Below are 20,035 nucleotides of genomic sequence, written 5' to 3'. Positions count from 1 at the left end.
TGGCGGCCGGGGCGGTGGCACGGGGGTTCATCGGGCCGTCAGATCCCGGCCCAGCAGCTCGAACATCCCGTCGAGCAGCTCGAACATCTCGTCGTCCGTGGCCGATTCGATGTCGTCCAGCTCCAGGGCGGCGAGGGTGGACTGGGCGCGGTCTAGCTCCGCGAGCGACGCGGTGTCCATGGACTCCTCGTCCGACGGCAGGAGTTCCTCCCGCAGCAGCCCGGCGAGGTCGTCGGCGGTCGGGTAGTCGAAGACAAGGGTGACCGGCAGCCGCAGCCCGGTGGCGGCGTTCAGCCGGTTGCGCAGATCTACCGCGGTGAGCGAGTCGAAGCCCAGCTCCTTGAAGGCCCGTCCGGTCTCGACCGCGCCCGCGTCGGCGTAGCCGAGAGCCGCGGCCGCCTGCTCGCTGACCAGCTCCACCAGGGCGGTGTGGCGGTCGGCCTCGCTCAGCTCCGCGAGCCGCTTGCGCAGCACGGCGGCGCCACCGGCCTCCTCCCGCTCCGCCCCAACCGGGTCCTGCCCGGTGCCGCCCGCCTCGGGGAGGTCGGCGAGCAGCGGCAGCGGCCGAGTGGTGGACAGGGCGGGTGCGAAACGGCCCCAGTCGATGTCGGCGGCGACGAGGAATCCGCCGCCGTGCGTGACCGTCTGCCGCAGCAGTTCCAGGGCCCGCGCACCGTCGATGGGGGGCGCCCCGCGCCGTCGCAGCTGGTCCGCCACCTCACCGTCGATCATTCCGCCGCCCGCCCAGGCGCTCCAGGCCACCGAGGTGGCGGGCAGGCCGTCCGCGCGGCGCAGTTGGGCGAGCGCGTCGAGATACGCGCTGGCCGCCGCGTAGTTGCCCTGTCCGGCGGCGCCCACGGTGCCGGCGATCGAGGAGAGCAGGACGAACGCGTCGAGGTCCAGGTCCCGGGTGAGCTCGTGCAGATGGCGCGCGCCCGCGGCCTTGGGGCGCAGTACGGCCTCGATCCGCTCGGGGGTGAGCGCGTCGACGGTGGCGTCGTCCAGCGCGCCCGCGGCGTGCACCACGGCGGTCAGCGAATGGTCCGCGCCGTCGCCGGTGACCGAGTCCAGCAGGTGTGCCAGCGCCGCGCGGTCGGCCACATCGCAGGCGACGACGGTCACCTGGGCGCCGCGCTCGGTCAGTTCGGCCTTCAGCTCGGCCGCGCCCGGGGCCTGGGGCCCGCGGCGGCTGACGAGCACCACGTGTTCGGCACCCTCGTGGACCAGTCCGCGGGCGATCTGGGCGCCGACACCGCCGGTGCCACCGGTGATCAGGACGGTGCCGTGGGGCTGCCAGCGCTCGGCGGAGGAGGTGGCGCCGGCCCGCCTGAGCCGCCGGGCAAGGGTGCCCGAGGAGCGGATGGCGAGTTGGTCCTCGCCGTCCTGGCCGGTCAGGGCGCGGGCGAGTGCCCGGAGAGCGCCCTCGTCGATCCTGGCGGGCAGATCGATCAGGCCACCCCAGCGCTGGGGGTGTTCCAGGGCGACCGCACCGCCCAGGCCCCAGACGAGGGCTTGTGCGGGAGCTTCGAGACGGTCGGCGCCACCCGCGGAGACCGCGCCGCGGGTGACACACCACAGGGGCGCGTCGAGGCCCGCGTCGCCCAGTGCCCGTACCAGGGCGAGGGTGGTGGCGAACCCGGTGGGGACGTCGGGGTGTGCCGGGTGCGGTGCTTCGGCGAGGGCCAGCAGGGACACCACACCGCCGGGCGCCCCGGCTTCCCCGAGGGCCTCGGTGATGCGGGTGGCGAGCCGGGCGCGGTCGGTGTCGTCCGTGCCGATCCGCAGGGGGACGATCTCGGCGCCGAGCGCGGTGAGTCCGGCGGTGATGGCATCCGTGTCGACGGCTCCGGCGGCCTCGGTGCTGGTGGCCCCGGTGTTGTCGGGCACCACCACCAGCCAGCGGCCGGTGAGCGCGGGTGTCGACGGTCCGTCGACCGGCTGCCAGCCGATGCGGTAGCGCCATGAGTCGAGCACGGCCTGGTCGCTCAGCCGGGACCGCCACGAGGAGAGCAGCGGAAGCACCTCGCTGAGCGGCGTGTCGGCGCCGGTGCCCAATGTGGCCGTCAGGGTGTCCAGGTCGGCGTTCTCGACCGCGGTCCAGAACTCCGCCTCCGCCGGGCCGGTGGCCGCCTCGGCTACGGGCCCGGTCTGGGGCTCGACCCAGTAACGGGCGCGCTGGAACGCGTACGTGGGAAGGTCGACGCGGCCGGCTCCCCGGCCGGCGAACAGCGCCCGCCAGTCCACCTCCGCGCCGTGGACATGGGCCTGGGCGAGCGAGAGAAGCATCCGCTCGGGGCCGCCCTCCTGGCGGCGCAGGGTGCCGATGACGGCGGCCCCTCCGTCGGCGGCCTCGACGGTGGCCTCCATGGCGGCGGCCAGCACAGGGTGCGGGCTCACCTCCACGAACAGCCGGTGGCCGCTAATGAGCAGCGCCCGGGTGGCCGTTTCGAGCCGCACGGTCTCGCGCAGATTGCGGGCCCAGTAGGCGGCGTCGAGCCCGGCGGTGTCGAGGGGTTCACCGGTGACAGTGGAGTGGAAGACGATCCGCGAGGTGCGCGGACGGATGGGGGCCAGGATGTCCAGCAGCTCGCCGTGGATCTGCTCCACCTGGGCGGAGTGCGAGGCGTAGTCCACCGGGATCAGCTTCGCCCGTACGTCCTCGGCCTCGCAGCGGGCCAGCAGCTCATGCAGCGCCTCCGGTTCGCCCGAGACCACCACCGCGCCGGGGCCATTGACGGCCGCCACGGAGATACGGCCGTCCCACGCGGCGATGCGCTCCCGCACCTCCTCGACCGGAAGCGAAACGGACATCATGCCGCCGTGTCCGGCGAGGCCCCGTGCGATGGCCTGCGAGCGCAACGCCACCACCCGCGCCCCGTCCTCCAACGACAACCCACCCGCCACCACCGCCGCCGCGATCTCACCCTGGGAATGCCCCACCACCGCGGCAGGCACCACCCCACACGACCGCCACACCTCCGCCAACGACACCATCACCGCCCACAACGCCGGCTGCACCACATCCACCCGACCCAACCCCGGACCCCCACCCCGCAACACCTCGACCAGCGACCACTCCACGAACCCCGACAACGCCACCTCACACTCCGCGATCCGCCCCGCGAACACCGGCGACGAATCCAGCGACTCCACCGCCATCCCCACCCACTGCGACCCCTGCCCCGGAAACACGAACACCGGACGGGCCTCCACCACCGCCGCACCCTCGCCGCGCACCACCCCGGCGGACACCCCACCGGAGGCCAACTCCCCCAGACGGCCCAGTAGTTGGGAGCGATCGGTGCCCACGACCGCGGCGCGGTATTCGAAGGCCGACCGACCGGTGGCGAGCGCGTGGCCGACGTCCGCCGGGGGCAGGCCGGGCCCCTCGTTCAGCCGCGCCAACAGCCGCTCCGCCTGCGCCCGCAGGGCCGCTTCGCTTCTGCCGGAGAGCACCCAGGGGACGGCGGAGCCGCCGAGCGCGGTGCCGTCGAGTGCGGGTGCGCCGTCTTCTTCGTCCTCCCCGGCGACCGGGGCCTGTTCGAGGATGACGTGGGCGTTGGTGCCGCTCACGCCGAACGCGGACACCCCGGCGCGGCGCGGACGGCCACGCTCCGGCCACTCCTGGGCCTCGGTCAGCAGCTCGACCGCCCCGGAGGACCAGTTGACGGCCGGGGACGCCTGGTCGACGTGGAGTGTCCTCGGCAGCGTTCCGTGGCGCAGCGCCATCACCGTCTTGATGACCCCGCCGACCCCGGCCGCCGCCTGGGTGTGGCCGATGTTGGACTTGAGCGAGCCGAGCCACAGCGGATGGCCGGAGGTGCGGCCCTTGCCGTAGGTGGCGAGCAGCGCGCCGGCCTCGATCGGGTCGCCGAGCGCCGTGCCCGTGCCATGGGCCTCGACGGCGTCGACGTCGTCCACCGTCAGCCCGGCGGCGGTCAGCGCCGCCTCGATGACCCGGCGCTGGGCCGGGCCGTTGGGCGCGGCGAGGCCGTTGCTGGCGCCGTCCTGGTTGATGGCGCTGGAGCGCAGGACGGCGAGGACCGGGTGGCCGTTGCGGCGGGCGTCGGACAGCCGCTCCAGCAGCACCATGCCCGCGCCCTCGCCCCAGCCGGTGCCGTCGGCGCCCGCGGCGAAGGACTTGCAGCGGCCGTTGGCCGCCAGTCCGCGCTGGTGGCTGAACTCGACGAAGACACCGGGGGTGGCCATGACCGCCACCCCTCCGGCCAGCGCCAGCGAGCATTCGCCGCGGCGCAGCGCCTGGGCCGCCAGATGCATGGTCACCAGCGATGAGGAGCACGCGGTGTCCAGGGTGACGGCCGGTCCTTCGAGGCCGAGGGTGTAGGAGATCCGGCCGGAGGCGACGCTGGAGACGTTGCCGATCAGCAGGTGGCCCTCGACGCTCTGCGGTGCGTACTGCGGGTCTCCGCCGTACTGGAACGAGGCGAGTCCCACATAGACCCCGGCGCTGCTCCCCTTCAGCGAGAGCGGGTCGATGCCCGCGCGTTCGATCGCCTCCCAGGACACTTCGAGCAGCAGCCGCTGCTGCGGGTCCATGGCCAGTGCCTCACGCGGCGAAATGCCGAAGAACGCCGGGTCGAACTGGTCGGCGTCGTGCACGAATCCGCCTTCGCGGGTGTTGCAGGTGCCCGACCGGCCGGGATCCGGGTCGTAGAGTCCCTCGATGTCCCAGCCCCGATTGGCGGGGAATTCCGAGATCGCGTCCCGGCCCTCGGCCACCAGCCGCCACAGGTCCTCCGGTGAGCGGACACCGCCGGGGAAGCGGCAGCCCATCGAGACGATGGCGATCGGCTCCCGCTCGTCGGCCTCGATCTGGTCCAGCCGCGCGCGGGCCTGCTTGAGGTCGGAGGAGACCCGCTTGAGGTAGGTGAGGAGTTTCTCTTCGTTCTCGTTCGCCATCAGGAAGCCCCGAATTCGTTGTCGATGAAGTCGAAGACCTCGTCGGCGGTAGCGGAAAGGAGTTCGGTGTCGGGGGATGGGCTGCCGGTGTGCTCCACGGGCGTGCCGCCCAACTTCGCCATGAGGTCGCCGAGACGCCCCGTCAGCCGCTCCCGGAGTCCGTCGTCGGCGACCAGTTCCGGCAGTGCGGACTCCCACCGGTCCAGGTCGTCGAGGAGGGTGAGCGCGTCGGTCGGCCGGGCCGACGGCAGCTCGCCGCGGAGGTACTCGGCCAGCGGCGCGGGTGCCGGATAGTCGAAGACGAGAGTGGCGGGCAGGTCGAGTCCGGTGACCGTGGCCAGCCGGTTGCGCAGTTCGACGGCGGTGAGCGAGTCGAAGCCCAGCTCCTTGAACGGGCGGCCGCCGGCGACCGCGTCGGACGAGGAGTGGCCGAGTACGGCCGCCGCCTGGGCGTGCACCAGATCCCGCAGGGCCCGGTCCAGGCCCTCGCCCGACAGGCCCGCGAGGCTCTCCAGGAAGGTGCCCGCCACGCCGTCCGGCCCGGTGCCGCCGGGGGCGGGCGCCGTGGTGGCGCGGGCGTCGCGCACCTCCGGCAGTTCGCCGATCAGCGGCCGGGGTCGCGCCGCGGTGAAGCCGGGGACAAAGCGGTCCCAGCGCACATCGGCGAGGACGAGGGAGGTCTCGCCGGTGTGCAGTGCCTCGCCGAGCGCGGCCACCGCCAACGGCGGTGCCATCGCGGGCAGTCCACGGCGGCTGAGGTGCTCCGCCACCTCGCCCTGCTCGATCATGCCGTGGTCGGCCCAGGGGCCCCAGGCCACGGAGGTGGCGGGGAGGCCGCGTGCCGCGCGGTGCTCGGCGAGAGCGTCCAAGTAGGCGTTGGCGGAGGCGTAGGCGCTCTGTCCGCCACTGCCCCAGGTGGCGGCGATCGACGAGAAGAGCACGAACGCCTCGAGATGGTCCTGGTCCAGCAACTCATCCAGATGGGCCGCGCCCAGGACCTTGCCGTCGGCCATCTCCGCGAAGTCGGCCACCGTGCTGTCGGCGAGCTGGGCGAACTCCACGACGCCCGCGGCGTGGAAGACGGCGTGCACCGGGTCGCCCCCGGCGGTGGTCCGGCGCAGCAGCGCCGCCACCTCGTCGCGGTCGCGGACATCGCACGCCGCCACCGTCACCCGCACACCGCCCTGGCCCAGGGCGGTCAGCTCGTCGCGCAGTTCGGCGGCGCCGGGTGCCGTCAGGCCACGGCGGCTGGTGAGCACGAGATGTTCGGCGCCGGAGCGGGCCAGCCAGCGGGCGATCTGGGCGCCGAGCCCGCCGGTGCCCCCGGTGATCAGCACGGTGCCATGCGGCTTCCAGCTCTCGCGGCCCGGTGTGCGCAGCGGCGCCCGGACGAGCCGCCGGACGAACACCCCGGCGTCGCGGAGGGCGAGCTGGTCCTCCGGACCGCTGTCGCCGACGATGCCGGAGAGCGCGGCGCACAGCCGGTCGGCCGTCCGCTCGTCGAGGTCCGCGGGGAGATCGACCAGACCGCCCCACCGCTGGGGGTGTTCCAGGGCCACGACCCGGCCGAGGCCCCAGGTGGCGGCCTGTGCGGGGCTGCCGAGCGGATCGGATCCGTTCACCGACACGGCCCCGGCGGTGGCGAGCCACAGCGGTGCGGCGATCCCCGCGTCGCCCAGCGCCTGGATCAGCCCGACGTTGAGGGCCAGACCGCTGGTGAGCGAGGTGTGTTCGGGGTGCGGGCCGTCATCGAGGGCGAGCAGCGAGAGCACACCGGCCGGGGTGCCCCCGGTGGCCACCGCCTGGCGCAGCCGCTCGGCGAGCGTGCCACGGCCGGTCGTGGACAGGGTGAGGCGAGCGACGTGTGCGCCACGCCGGTCGAGGGCGGCCGCCACGGCGGCGACCCGCGCACTGTCGGCCCGCCCCTCGGGCACGGCCAGCAGCCAGGTGCCGGACAGCGGCGCCGTACGTTCCTCGACGGACACCGGGGACCAGGTGATCCGGTAGCGCCAGGAATCCACGGTGGCGCGGTCGCTCTGGCCCCGGCGCCAGGAGGAGAGCGCGGGCAGCAGTTCGCAGAGCCGCGTCTGCTGGTCGATCTCCAGGGTGGTGGTCAGCGCCTCCAGGTCCTCGCGCTCGACCGCCTCCCAGAAGCGTGCCTCCACGGCGGACGCGTCCGTGGTGGCCGCGGTCGGCGTTCGAGGCGTGGCGGGGTCGAACCAGTAGCGCTGGCGCTGGAAGGCGTACGTGGGCAGCTCCACCCGGTGCGCACCGCGCCCGGCGAACACCCCCTCCCAGTCCACCTCGCCACCGTGAGCGTGCACCTGAGCGACCCCGGCGAGCAGCGCCTCGACCTCGTCACGGTCCTTGCGCAACAGGGGAACGAACGCGGCGGGGCCGGTTACGCACTCCTGACCCATAGCGGAGAGCACACCGGCCGGGCCGATCTCCACATACCGGGTGACACCCTGCCCTTCGAGGAACCCAACGCCGTCCCCGAAGCGCACCGCCTGACGCACATGACGCACCCAGTACTCCGGCGAGCACACCTCCTCACCCACCAACTCGCCCGTGACGTTCGAGACGATCGCGGTGCCTGGCATGCCATAGGAGATCCCGGCCGCCACCTCGGCGAACTCGGCCAGCATCCCCTCCATCAGCGGCGAGTGGAAGGCGTGCGAGACGCTCAACCGCTTGCTCTTGACCCCCACCGCCTCCGCCACCGCCAGCACCGCCGACTCCTCACCGGAGATGACAGTCGCCGCCGGACCGTTGACCGCGGCCACACTCACCCGGTCCTCATAACCGGCCAGATACGGCAACACCTCAGCCTCCGCGGCCTTCAACGACACCATCGCCCCGCCCTCGGGCAGCGCCTGCATCAGCCGACCGCGCGCGGCCACCAACACACACGCGTCCTCCAGCGAGAACACCCCCGCCACATACGCCGCCACCAGCTCCCCCACCGAATGCCCCACCACAAAATCCGGCGCGAGGCCCCACGATTCGACGAGCCGGAAAAGCGCCACCTCCACAGCGAACAACCCGGCCTGCGTGAACACCGTCCGGTCCAGCGCCTCCCCGTCCCCACCGAAGACCACCTCCCGAACCGAACCCTCCAGATGACGGCCCAACTCCACACACACCGCGTCGAACGCCGCCGCGAACACCGGAAACGCGCCGTACAGTTCCCGCCCCATGCCCAACCGCTGGGCACCTTGCCCGGTGAACAGGAACGCCGTCCTGCCCTCCTCTCCGGCCACCGTGCCGGGGGTGATGCCCGTGGCGAGCTGGTCCAGTCCGCTCAGCAGCTCCTCCCGGCCGCGGCCGACGACCGCCGCCCGATGGCCGAAGGCAGACCGGGCCAGGGCCAGCGAGTAGCCCACATCCACCGGGTCCAGCTCCGGCCGCGCCGCCACGTACGACCGCAGCCGATCCGCCTGGGCGCGCAACGCCACCTCGGTACGGCCGGACACCAGCCACGGCACCACATCAGTGCGCACCGACGGCTCCGGCTCCGGGTCGGCGGCGGGCTCGGCGGGCGGTTCCTCCAGGATGAGGTGGGCGTTGGTGCCGCTGATGCCGAAGGCGGACACCCCGGCGCGGCGCACCCGCTCGCCCGCCGGCCAATCCCTGGCCTCGGTCAGCAGCTCGACCGCTCCCGCCGTCCAGTCCACATGCGGGGTGGGCTCCTTGACGTGGAGTGTCCTGGGCAGCAGACCGTGGCGCATCGCCATGACCATCTTGATGACACCGGCGCCACCGGCCGCGCCCTGGGTGTGGCCGATGTTGGACTTCAGCGCGCCCAGCCACAGCGACCGTTCGGCGTCCCGGCCCTGGCCGTAGGTGGCGAGGATGGCCTGGGCCTCGATCGGGTCACCGAGCGTGGTGCCGGTGCCGTGGGCCTCGACCGCGTCCACCTCGGCGGCCGACAGCCCGGCGTTCGCCAGCGCCTGCCGGATCACCCGCTGCTGGGACGGGCCGTTGGGGGCGGTGAGGCCGTTGCTGGCGCCGTCCTGGTTGACGGCCGAGCCGCGCACCAGCGCCAGCACCTCATGGCCGTGGGCCCGCGCGTCGGACAGCCGCTCCAGGAGCACCATGCTGACGCCCTCGCCCCAGCTGGTGCCGTCGGTGTCGGAGGAGAACGCCTTCGACCTGCCGTCAGGGGCCAGGCCGCGCTGCCGGCTGAACTCGATGAACAGGCTCGGCGTGGACATCATCGTCGTGCCACCCGCAAGTGCCATCGAGCATTCGCCCTGGCGCAGCGCCTGCGCCGCCTGGTGGATGGCGACCAGGGAGGAGGAGCACGCGGTGTCGATGGTGAGCGCCGGGCCCTCCCAGCCGAGGGAGTAGGCGATACGGCCGGAGACCACGCTGGCGGCCTTGCCGGTCAGCAGATACCCCTCCATGTCCTCGGGGATCTCGCCGAGCCCCGAGGCGTAGTCCTGGCCGGTGGAACCGATGAACACACCCGCGGTGCTGCCCCGCGTGGTGTGCGGGTCGATCCCGGCGCGCTCCAGCGCCTCCCAGGAGGTCTCCAGCAGCAGCCGTTGCTGGGGGTCCATGGCGAGCGCCTCGCGTGGGGAGATCCCGAAGAACTCGGGGTCGAAGTGGTAGGCGTCGTAGAGGAAGCCGCCCTCCTTGGCGTAACTCCTGCCCGGTGTATCGGGGTTGGGGTCGTACAGCTCCTCGACGTTCCAGCCGCGGTCGGCCGGGAAGGCCGAGATCACATCGCGGCCGTCCGCCACCAGCTCCCACAGCTCCTCGGGGCCGCGGACCCCGCCCGGCAGCCGGCAGCTCATGGCCACGATGGCGATCGGATCGTCATCGGCGGGCCGGACGGCGGCCACCACGGCCGCCACCTCCTCCCGTTCGCCCAATGCCTCGCGCCGCAGATGGTCCACCAGCACGGCGGGGGTCGGATAGTCGAAGAGGAGAGTGGTCGGCAGCCGCAGCCCGGTGGCCGTGCCCAGCCGGTTGCGCAACTCCACTGCGGTCAGGGAGTCGAAGCCGACCTCCCGGAAGGCGCGGGTGGCCTCGATGTCCTCCGGGGCGGCGAGCCCCAGTACGGCCGCCGCGTGTTCCCGCACCAGATCCAGCAGGAACGGATCCCGGTCGGCCACCGCCAGGGCGGCCAGCCGCCGGCCGAACGAACTCTCGCCGGTTTCCGCGGCCCCGCCGCCGGCGGCCCGTACCACCCGGCGGACCGGCATCCTGACCAGGCCGCGCAGATACGCGGGTACGGCGTCCTGGCCGGGCGTGCCGCTCGTGGCCCGCCTGCGCAGATCCGCCAGATCGAGCCGGACGGGCACCAGAGTGGCGTCCCCGGCCGTCCGCGCGGCGTCGAAGAGTTCCATGCCCTCCGCGCTGGGCAGCGGACGGATACCGGAGCGCGCCATACGCCGCACATCGGCGTCGGCGAGATGGCCGCTCATGCCGCTGCGCTGCTCCCACAGGCCCCAGGCGAGGGACTGGCCGGCCAGGCCGCGGGCCCTGCGGTGCTGGGCGAGGGAGTCCAGGAAGGCGTTGGCGGCGGCGTAGTTGGCCTGTCCGGCGTTGCCGATGGTGGCGACGACGGAGGAGTAGAGGACGAATACGGCCAGGTCGTGGTCCGCGGTCAGCTCATGCAGATTCCATGCGGCGTCCACCTTCGGCCGCAGCACCCGGTCGAGCCGCTCGGGGTTCAGCGCGTCCACGACGCCGTCGTCGAGCACACCCGCCGCGTGGATCACCGCGGTCAGCGGATGTGCGGCGGGTATCGCGCCGAGCAGCCCGGCGAGCGCCTCCCGATCGGCCGTGTCGCAGGCAGCGACGGTGACGCGGGCCCCCAACTCGTCCAGTTCCGCTCGGAGTTCGGCCATGCCCTCGGCGGCGGGCCCACGTCGGCTGGTCAGCAGTAGATTCCGTACGCCGTGCTCGGTCACCAGATGGCGGGCGAGGAGCCCGCCGAGGGTGCCGGTGGCGCCGGTGACGAGAACGGTGCCCTCGGGGTCCAGCCGTCGGTGGGCGTCGGGGGCCTCGGTGGACTGTGTGACGGCGGCCTCGGCGGCCCCAGCCCCGCTAGCCACCCGGCCCAGCCGGGGTACCCGCGCCCGGCCCTCGCGCACCGCGCACTGCGGTTCGCCCGAGGCCACCGCGCCCGGGAGGGCGTCGGCCGATTCCGGGTGGCCGTCGAGGTCGACGAGGACGAAGCGTCCGGGGTGCTCCGACTGCGCCGAGCGCACCAGCCCCCAAACGGCGCCGTGTGCCACATCGGGCACCTCTTCGCCGGGGACGGCCGCGACCGCGCCTCGGGTGACGAACACCAGCCTGGAGGCGGCGAGGCGCTCATCGGAGATCCACCGCTGGATGAGCGCCAGCACGCGGTGGGTGGCCGCGTGGGCCACCTCCGCCACGTCCCCGTCGCCCTCGGCGGTGCGGGTGCACGTCACCAGCACCGCGTCCGGCACATCCGACGCCTCGTCGTAGGGAGCCGCGTCCACGGCCGAGGAGAGCCCGAGCGGGTCGTCGCCGAGCACCGCCCAGGTCGCCGGGGCCACACTGTTGTCCGCGGCGGGCGCGGCGGGCCACTCCAGGCGGAACAGCGACGGGTGGAGGGCGGAGCGGCCGCCGATCGGTTCGGGCGTGTCCACCGCGCGCAGTACGAGCCGGTCCACCGAGACCACCGGGGCGCCACTCGGGTCGGCCGCGGCCACCGCGTAGGTGCCGGGACCGGCCGGTGTGAACCGTACCCGCAGCGCCGTGGCGCCCGTGGCGTGGAGTACGACACCGCTCCATGAGGAGGCCAGCCGCGACCCGCCACCGTCGCCCGGGGTCTCCACCGCGTCGAGCACCGACTCCAGCAGCACCGGGTGCAGACCGTAGCGCTGGGCGTCGGCCTCCTCGGCCTCGGTCAGCCCCGCTTCGGCGTAGACGTCCTCACCGAGCCGCCAGGCCGCGACGGCGCCTCCCGCCACCTCCACCGGGACCGCGCCGACCGGAGGCCACACGGCGAGGCCCAGGTCCGCGACCGGCGCACCGGCGCCCAGGACCGCGGTGGCGTACCCCGTCCACGGCTCGTCGGAGTCCGCGCCCTCGGCACGCGCATAGACGCTGAGCGCGCGCAAACCGCCACCGTCCGGGGCACCGACACGCACCTGAATCACCGCGGCGCCCTTCTCGGGCAGCACCAGCGGCGTGTCCAGGGAGAGTTCCTCGATCCGGTCGCAGCCGACCTGATCGCCCGCCCGGATCGCCAGTTCGGCGAGGGCGCTGCCGGGGAGCACGGCCACGTCCGGGCCGGTGTGCTCGGTCAGCCAGGGGTGGTCCTGTGCGGAGATCCGGCCGGTGAACAGATGGTCGTCCGCCCCGGCCAACGGGACCGCCGCGCCGAGCAGCGGATGTCCGGCGGCTTCGAGCCCGGCGGCGGCCACATCGCTCGCCGCGACCGGCTTGTCCAGCCAGTACCGCTGCCGCTGGAACGGATAGGTCGGCAGCTCCACGTCGGGTGCGCCGCGCCCCGGGCCGCCCTCGAACACGGTGTCCCAGGACGGCTCGACACCCTGCACATACGCCTCGGCGAACGAGCCGGCGAAGCGCTCCGGGTCGCCCTCGTCCCGGCGCAGCGTCCCGACAATGGCGGCGGCGTTCCCTCCGGCGTCCTCGACGGTCTGCTGGAGCGACATGGCGAGCATGGGGTGCGGAGCGCACTCGATGAACGCGGTGTGGCCGTCGGCCAGCAGCGCTCGGGTGGCCCGCTCGAAGTCCACCGGCTCGCGCATGTTCCGGTACCAGTAGTCGGTGTCCAGCTCCGTGGTGTCCAGCGGCCCGCCGGTCACCGTGGAGTAGTAGGCGATCCGCGAGGCCCGCGGCCGCACCCCCGCCACCTCGCGCAGCAGCCGCTCGCGCAAGCCGTCGACCTGCGGGGAGTGCCCGGCGGTGTCCACGCCCGGCACCCGACGGGACTTCACCCCGTCGGCGGCGAGCTCGGCCATGAAGGCGTCCAGGGCCTCCGGGTCGCCGGAGACGGTCACGGTCGCGGGGCTGTTGACGGCGGCGATGCCGAGCCGTTCGCTCCACGGCCGAAGCCGCTCGGCGACCGTCTCGGCCGACGCGAGCACCGAGAGCATGCCGCCCTTGCCACTCAGTTCGGCCCATGCCTGGCTGCGCCGGGCCACCACCTTGGCGGCGTCCTCCAGCGAGAGCCCTCCGGCCACGTACGCGGCGGCGATCTCGCCCTGCGAATGGCCCACCACCGCGGCCGGTTCGACGCCGTACGAGCGCCACAGCGCGGCCAGCGAGACCATCACCGCGAACAGCGCGGGCTGCACCACGTCGATGCGGGACAGCGACGGGGCGCCCGGCTCACCGCGCAGCACCTCGCGCAACGACCAGTCCAGGAACGGCTCCAGCGCGTCGGCGCACTCCTCCAGTTGCTCCGCGAACACGGGCGAGGCGTTCCACAGCGGGAGCGCCATCCCGATCCACTGCGAGCCCTGCCCGGGGAAGACGAACACGGTCTTCCGCCGCCCGCCCGCCGTGCCCTCGACCACATGGGGCGCCGGGGTGCCCTGCGCGAGCGCGCCGAGCCCGTCCAGGAGCCGCTCCCGGTCCCGGCCGAGGATCACCGCCCGGTGGCCGAAGGCCGTCCGAGTGGTGGCGAGGGCGCGGCCGAGCGCGGCGAGGTCCGTGCCGGGATGGTCTGCCAGGTGGTCGCGCAGCTGCTCGGCCCGGGTCCGCAGCGCCTGTTCGGTGCGCCCGGTCAGCACCCAGGGCAGCACGGGCAGGCCCGGGGCAGCGGGGCGGGGCTCCTCCGAGGTGGCGGCCGGTTCGGCCGGGGCCTGCTCCAGGATGGCATGGGCGTTGGTGCCGCTGATGCCGAAGGACGAAACGCCCGCGCGCCGCGGCCGCGCGGTCTCCGGCTCCGGCCACGGCCGGGCCTCGGTCAGCAGCTCCACGGCCCCGGACGTCCAGTCGACATGCGGCGAGGGCTCGTGTACGTGCAGGGTCTTGGGGAGCGTGCCATGGCGCAGCGCCATCACCATCTTGATGACCCCGGCCACGCCCGCGGCCGCCTGGGGGTGGCCGACGTTGGACTTCAGCGAGCCGAGCAGCAGCGGCCGGTTCTCGGGCCGGTCCTGGCCGTACGTGGCCAGCAGGGCGCCCGCCTCGATGGGGTCGCCGAGCGAGGTGCCGGTGCCATGTGCCTCGACCGCGTCCACATCGGCCGTGGTGAGCCCGGCGTCGGCCAGCGCCTGCCGGATGACGCGCTGCTGGGCCGGTCCGCTCGGGGCGGTGAGGCCGTTGCTCGCGCCGTCCTGGTTGGTCGCGGAGCCACGGACCAGCGCCAGCACCCGGTGGCCGTTGCGCCGCGCGTCCGACAGGCGCTCCAGCAGCACCATGCCCACGCCCTCGCCCCAGCCGGTGCCATCGGCGTCGGACGAGAACGCCTTGCAGCGGCCGTCGGGCGACAGCGCCTTCTGGCGGCTCAGCTCCACGAAGATCCCGGGGCTGGACATCACGGTGGCACCGCCGGCCAGCGCCAGCGAGCACTCGCCCTCACGCAGCGACCGCACGGCCATGTGCAGGGCCACCAGGGACGACGAGCACGCCGTGTCCACCGTGACCGCCGGGCCCTGGAGACCCCAGGTGTAGGCGATCCGGCCGGAGGCGACGCTGGTGGTGCCGCCGGTCAGCAGATAGCCCTCGAACCCTTCCGACGCCTCGTCCATCCGCGGCCCGTAGTCCTGCGGCATGGTGCCGACGAAGACGCCGGCGTCGCTGCCCTTGAGCGTGGTGGGGTCGATCCCGGCGCGCTCGAACGCCTCCCACGCGGTCTCCAGCAGCAGCCGCTGCTGGGGGTCCATCGCCTGGGCCTCGCGGGGGCTGATGCCGAAGAAGGACGGGTCGAACTGGTCGGCCTCGTAGAGGAATCCGCCCTCACGCACATAGCTGGTGCCGTGGCGGGCCGGGTCCGGGTCGTAGAGCCCCTCCAGATCCCAGCCCCGGTTGGCGGGGAAGCCCGCGATGGCGTCCCGGCCCTCGCCGACCAGCTGCCACAGCTGCTCGGGCGTGCGTACTCCGCCGGGGAGGCGGCAGCTCATCGCCACGATGGCGATCGGGTCGTCGTGGCCGGTGGCGCGCCGGGCGGCGGCCGGACGCGGGGCCGTGGCCTTGGTCGTGGCCGTCCGGGAGCCCACCGCCACGTCCTGCACGTGGCGGGAGAGGGCCAGCGGGGTGGGGTGGTCGAAGAGGACGGTCCCGGCGAGCCGTGTTCCGGTGGCGGTGCTGAGGAGGTTGCACAGCTCGACGGACATCAGCGAGTCGAAGCCGAGATCCTTGAAGATCTTCTCGGGGTCGACGGTGTCGGAGCCCCGGGAGCCCAGGACCCAGGCGGTGTGCGTACGGACCAGCTCCAGCGCCACGCGCTCGCGCTCGGCCGGGTCGGTCAGTGCCGCGAACTCCTCGCGCCAGGAGCGGGGTTCACCGGTGACGGCCTCCTCGATCCCGGGCAGGTCGCTGTCCAGCCAGTAGCGCTGGCGCTGGAAGGCGTACGTGGGCAGCTCCACCCGGTGCGCACCGCGCCCGGCGAACACCCCCTCCCAGTCCACCTCGCCACCGTGAGCGTGCACCTGAGCGACCCCGGCGAGCAGCGCCTCGACCTCGTCACGGTCCTTGCGCAACAGGGGAACGAACGCGGCGGGGCCGGTTACGCACTCCTGACCCATAGCGGAGAGCACACCGGCCGGGCCGATCTCCACATACCGGGTGACACCCTGCCCTTCGAGGAACCCAACGCCGTCCCCGAAGCGCACCGCCTGACGCACATGACGCACCCAGTACTCCGGCGAGCACACCTCCTCACCCACCAACTCGCCCGTGACGTTCGAGACGATCGCGGTGCCTGGCATGCCATAGGAGATCCCGGCCGCCACCTCGGCGAACTCAGCCAGCATCCCCTCCATCAGCGGCGAGTGGAAGGCGTGCGAGACGCTCAACCGCTTGCTCTTGACCCCCACCGCCTCCGCCACCGCCAGCACCGCCGACTCCTCACCGGAGATGACAGTCGCCGCCGGACCGTTGACCGCGGCCACACTCACCCGATCCTCATAACCGGCCAGATACGGCAACACCTCAGCCTCCGCAGCCTTCAACGACACCATCGCCCCGCCCTCGGGCAGCGCCTGCATCAGCCGACCGCGCGCGGCCACCAACACACACGCGTCCTCCAGCGAGAACACCCCCGCCACATACGCCGCCACCAGCTCCCCCACCGAATGCCCCACCACAAAATCCGGCGCGAGGCCCCACGATTCGACGAGCCGGAAAAGCGCCACCTCCACAGCGAACAACCCGGCCTGCGTGAACACCGTCCGGTCCAGCGCCTCCCCGTCCCCACCGAAGACCACCTCCCGAACCGAACCCTCCAGATGACGGCCCAACTCCACACACACCGCGTCGAACGCCGCCGCGAACACCGGAAACGCGCCGTACAGTTCCCGCCCCATGCCCAGCCGCTGGGCACCTTGCCCGGTGAACAGGAACGCCGTCCCACCGCGGCCCGCCACCGTGACCGGGGCCACGCCCGTGGCCAGTTCGTCGAGGCCCCTCAGCAGCTCCTCCCGGTCGCGGCCGACGACCGCCGCGCGATGGCCGAAGGCAGACCGGCTCAGCGCGAGCGAGTAGCCCACATCCACCGGGTCCAGCTCCGGCCGCGCCGCCACGTACGACCGCAGCCGCCGCGCCTGAGCCCGCAGCGCCACCTCGCCGCGGGCCGAGAGCACCCAGGGCACCACGTCGAGGTCCATCGGCCGTTCCGCGGCCGGGTCTTCGGCGGGTGCCTGCTCCAGCACCATGTGCACATTGGTGCCGCCCATGCCGAACGAGCTGACGCCCGCGAGCCGCGGGGTGTCCGCCTCCGGGGCCCAGGGGGCGAGGGCTGTCTGGACCGTGAGGCCCAGGGTGTCCAGGGGGATGGCGGGGTTCGGTGTCTCGTAGTTGAGGCTCGGGAACAGTTCGCGGTGGGTGAGCGAGAGCAGCGTCTTGATGAGGCCGGTGATTCCGGCGGCGCCTTCGAGGTGGCCCACGTTCGTCTTGGCGGAGCCGACGCGCAGGGGCGCGCCGTTCGCCCTGCCTGCGCCCAGGACCGCGCCGAGTGCCTCGGCCTCGACCGGGTCGCCGACCTTGGTGCCGGTGCCGTGCAGTTCGACGTACTGGACCCGGGCGGGGTCGACTCCGGCGCGCTCGTAGGCGGCGCGCAGCATGGCCTCCTGCCCGTGGGCCGCGGGGGCGGTGAGGCTGCTGCCGCCGCCGTCGTTGTTGGCCTCGGAGCCGCGGATCACGCCCAGCACGGGGTCGCCGTCGCGGCGGGCGTCCGCGAGCCGCTTGAGCACGACGAGGCCGCCGCCCTCACCACGCACATAGCCGTTGGCGCGGGCGTCGAAGGTGAAGGAGCGGCCGTCCGGGGAGAGCGCGCCGAACCGGGAGGCGGCGATGAAGCTGTCGGGGGCAAGGTTGAGCTGGACGCCGCCGGCGACGGCGGTCTCGGTCTCGCCGCGCCGCAGGCTCTCGCAGGCCAGGTGGACGGCGGCCAGGGACGAGGACTGCCCGGTGTCCACGGCCACGCTGGGGCCACGCAGTCCCAGGGCGTAGGAGACCCGGTTGGCGATGATGCCGCGGTTCAGGCCGGTGAGGGTGTGCTGGGTGATGGCGGCCGGGTCGCGGCGGTGGACCAGTGTCGCGTAGTCGTCGGCGATCGCGCCGATGAAGACGCCGGTACGGCTGCCCTCGAGGTGTGCGGGGACGAGTCCGGCGTTTTCCAGGGACTCCCAGCACAGTTCCAGTGCGAGCCGCTGCTGGGGGTCCATCGCCAGTGCCTCGCGGGGTGAAATCCCGAAGAACTCCGGATCGAACTCGGCTGCCGTTTCGACGAACCCGCCGAATCGAATGCCGGCGTCCCGGAGCTCATCGGCATACCGGTCCGCCGGAATCTCCGTGATGGCGCTCTCTCCATTGCGCAGCAACTTCCAGAACTCGTCCGGTGTCGATGCGCCCGGTACGCGACATGCCATACCGATGACCGCGATGTGCCCGTGCCGCACCAGGGAGTTCTCCGACATCACGACCTCAGACTCTTCTCTCAGTTGAGATACGACGCGACTGGACTGACCATGATCCGGAAGTCGACGGTATGGGCTCGGGAGTCGCCTCAACCACCCCTAACCGTCGGCACCCCTAACCGTGGCTATAGGGGTGGTCACCTCTTCTTGAGAGGCTCCCACCAACCTCGGTGCTTCATGTACCACTTGGCGGTTTCCGCGAGGCCGTTCTCGAACGACATCTCGGGGCGGTATCCCAGTTCGGCGGAGATTTTCGCGATGTCCACCGAGTATCGGCGGTCATGGCCCTTGCGGTCGGGCACCCTCTCGACCATCGACCGGTCGGCGCCGAGGAGTTCGAGCAGCCGTTCCGTGAGGTCCAGATTGGTCAGTTCGGTGCCGCCGCCGATGTTGTAGACCTCTCCCGGGCGGCCGTTCTCGGCGACCAGGGAGATACCGCGGCAGTGGTCGTCCACGTGCAGCCAGTCCCGGACGTTTCCGCCGTCGCCGTAGAGCGGCACCGGTGTACCGTCCATGAGGTTGGTGACGAAGAGCGGAATGACCTTCTCGGGGTGCTGGTACGGGCCGTAGTTGTTGGAGCAGCGGGTCACGCAGACGGGCAGTCCATGGGTGCGGTGGAAGGCCCTGGCCAGCAGATCGGAGGATGCCTTGGACGCGGAATACGGCGAGTTGGGCTCCAGCGGTGCCTCCTCGCTCCAGGAGCCGCTTTCAATGGAGCCGTAGACCTCGTCCGTGGAAACGTGGACGAATTTCCCGACCCCCACGTTCGCGGCCGCGTTGAGGAGGGTGTACGTGCCCAGCACATTGGTGCGCACGAATTCCTCGGCGCCGGATATCGAGCGGTCGACATGCGATTCCGCGGCGAAGTGGACCACCAGATCGGTGCCGCGCAGCAGCTCCCCGACGAGTTGGCCGTCGCAGATGTCGCCGCGGACGAAGCGCAGCCGGGGGCTGTCGGCGACCTCGGCCAGGTTGGCCTCGTTGCCCGCGTAGGTGAGCTTGTCGACCACCACGACCTGGGCGTCCGCCCAGGCGGCGTACGCCCCTGTCAACGTCTGCCGGACGAAGTGGGAGCCGATGAAGCCCGCGCCGCCGGTCACAACTATGCGCACTGGAGACAACCCTTCAGCGATGATTGGCCGCGATATCCATCAGATATTTTCCGTATTCCGTCTTGCCGAGTTCCGCACCGAGCTCATAGCAGGCGGCCGCGTCGATGAAACCCATACGGAAGGCTATCTCCTCGAGACAGGCGATCCGCACTCCCTGGCGCTGTTCCAGAAGCTGCACATACTGGCCCGCCTGCAGCAGCGAGTCATGGGTTCCGGTGTCCAGCCAGGCGAATCCGCGGCCGAGCCCGACCAGTCTGGCCTTTCCGCGCTCCAGATAGACGCGATTGACGTCCGTGATCTCCAGTTCACCGCGCGCGGAGGGCTGTACGTTCTTGGCGATGTCCACGACGTCGTTGTCGTAGAGATACAGGCCGGTGATCGCCAGATTGGATTGGGGGACGGCCGGCTTCTCCTCGAGGGAGATCAGCCGGCCCTGCTCGTCCATTTCCCCGACACCATAGCGCTCGGGGTCCTTGACTCCGTAGCCGAAGAGCACGCAGCCATCGACATGGCTTGCCTCGTTGTGCAGCATCTTCGAAAACCCGGGCCCGTGGAAGATGTTGTCCCCGAGGACCAGTGCCACCTGGTCGTCGCCGATGAACTCGGCGCCGATGATGAATGCCTCGGCGATGCCATTGGCCTCGGGCTGTTCGGCGTACTCGATCGAAAGGCCCAGCCGACGGCCGTCGCCGAGGAGCGCGCGGAACAGTCCCACATGGAGCGGGGTGGAAATGATCTGTATTTCCCTGACGCCGCCGAGCATGAGCACCGACAGCGGGTAATAGATCATCGGTTTGTTGTAGACGGGAAGGATCTGCTTCGACACCGCATGTGTCAAAGGATGCAGTCGGGTACCGCTTCCTCCGGCGAGGACTATGCCCTTCATGCGGCCAGAAGCTATCAACG

Annotated in this window: 4 protein-coding genes; all 4 read right to left on the bottom strand. The window is 72.4% G+C overall.

The features are described from left to right. Positions 1–27: 27 nt before the first annotated feature. Positions 28–4,920: a type I polyketide synthase gene (locus AS97_RS40325; protein WP_210566620.1), complete on the bottom strand. Its 4,893-nt coding sequence runs from the start codon at positions 4,918–4,920 to the stop codon at positions 28–30. Next, positions 4,920–18,017 carry a type I polyketide synthase gene (locus AS97_RS48005; RefSeq protein ID WP_247204644.1) on the bottom strand — a complete coding sequence of 4,366 codons (13,098 nt, stop codon included), beginning with the start codon at positions 18,015–18,017 and terminating at the stop codon, positions 4,920–4,922. The genes AS97_RS40325 and AS97_RS48005 overlap by 1 nt, the downstream gene beginning before the upstream one ends. 137 nt (positions 18,018–18,154) lie before the next feature. Further along, the gene (gene rfbB, locus AS97_RS40300) at positions 18,155–19,129 is read right to left on the bottom strand and encodes a dTDP-glucose 4,6-dehydratase (RefSeq protein ID WP_210566618.1); all 975 of its coding nucleotides are present in this window, start codon (positions 19,127–19,129) and stop codon (positions 18,155–18,157) included. Positions 19,130–19,142: 13 nt separating this feature from the next. Continuing rightward, positions 19,143–20,015 (bottom strand): glucose-1-phosphate thymidylyltransferase RfbA, encoded by an 873-nt coding sequence (gene rfbA, locus AS97_RS40295; RefSeq protein ID WP_059145980.1) that lies wholly within the window; start codon positions 20,013–20,015, stop codon positions 19,143–19,145. Positions 20,016–20,035: the final 20 nt, after the last annotated feature.

This window comes from Streptomyces sp. AgN23, assembly GCF_001598115.1.
GTDB classification, from domain to species: Bacteria; Actinomycetota; Actinomycetes; order Streptomycetales; family Streptomycetaceae; genus Streptomyces; species Streptomyces antimycoticus.
The sequence above is the reverse complement of the archived record's forward strand: the minus strand, read 5'-3'. Positions and strand labels throughout refer to the sequence as shown.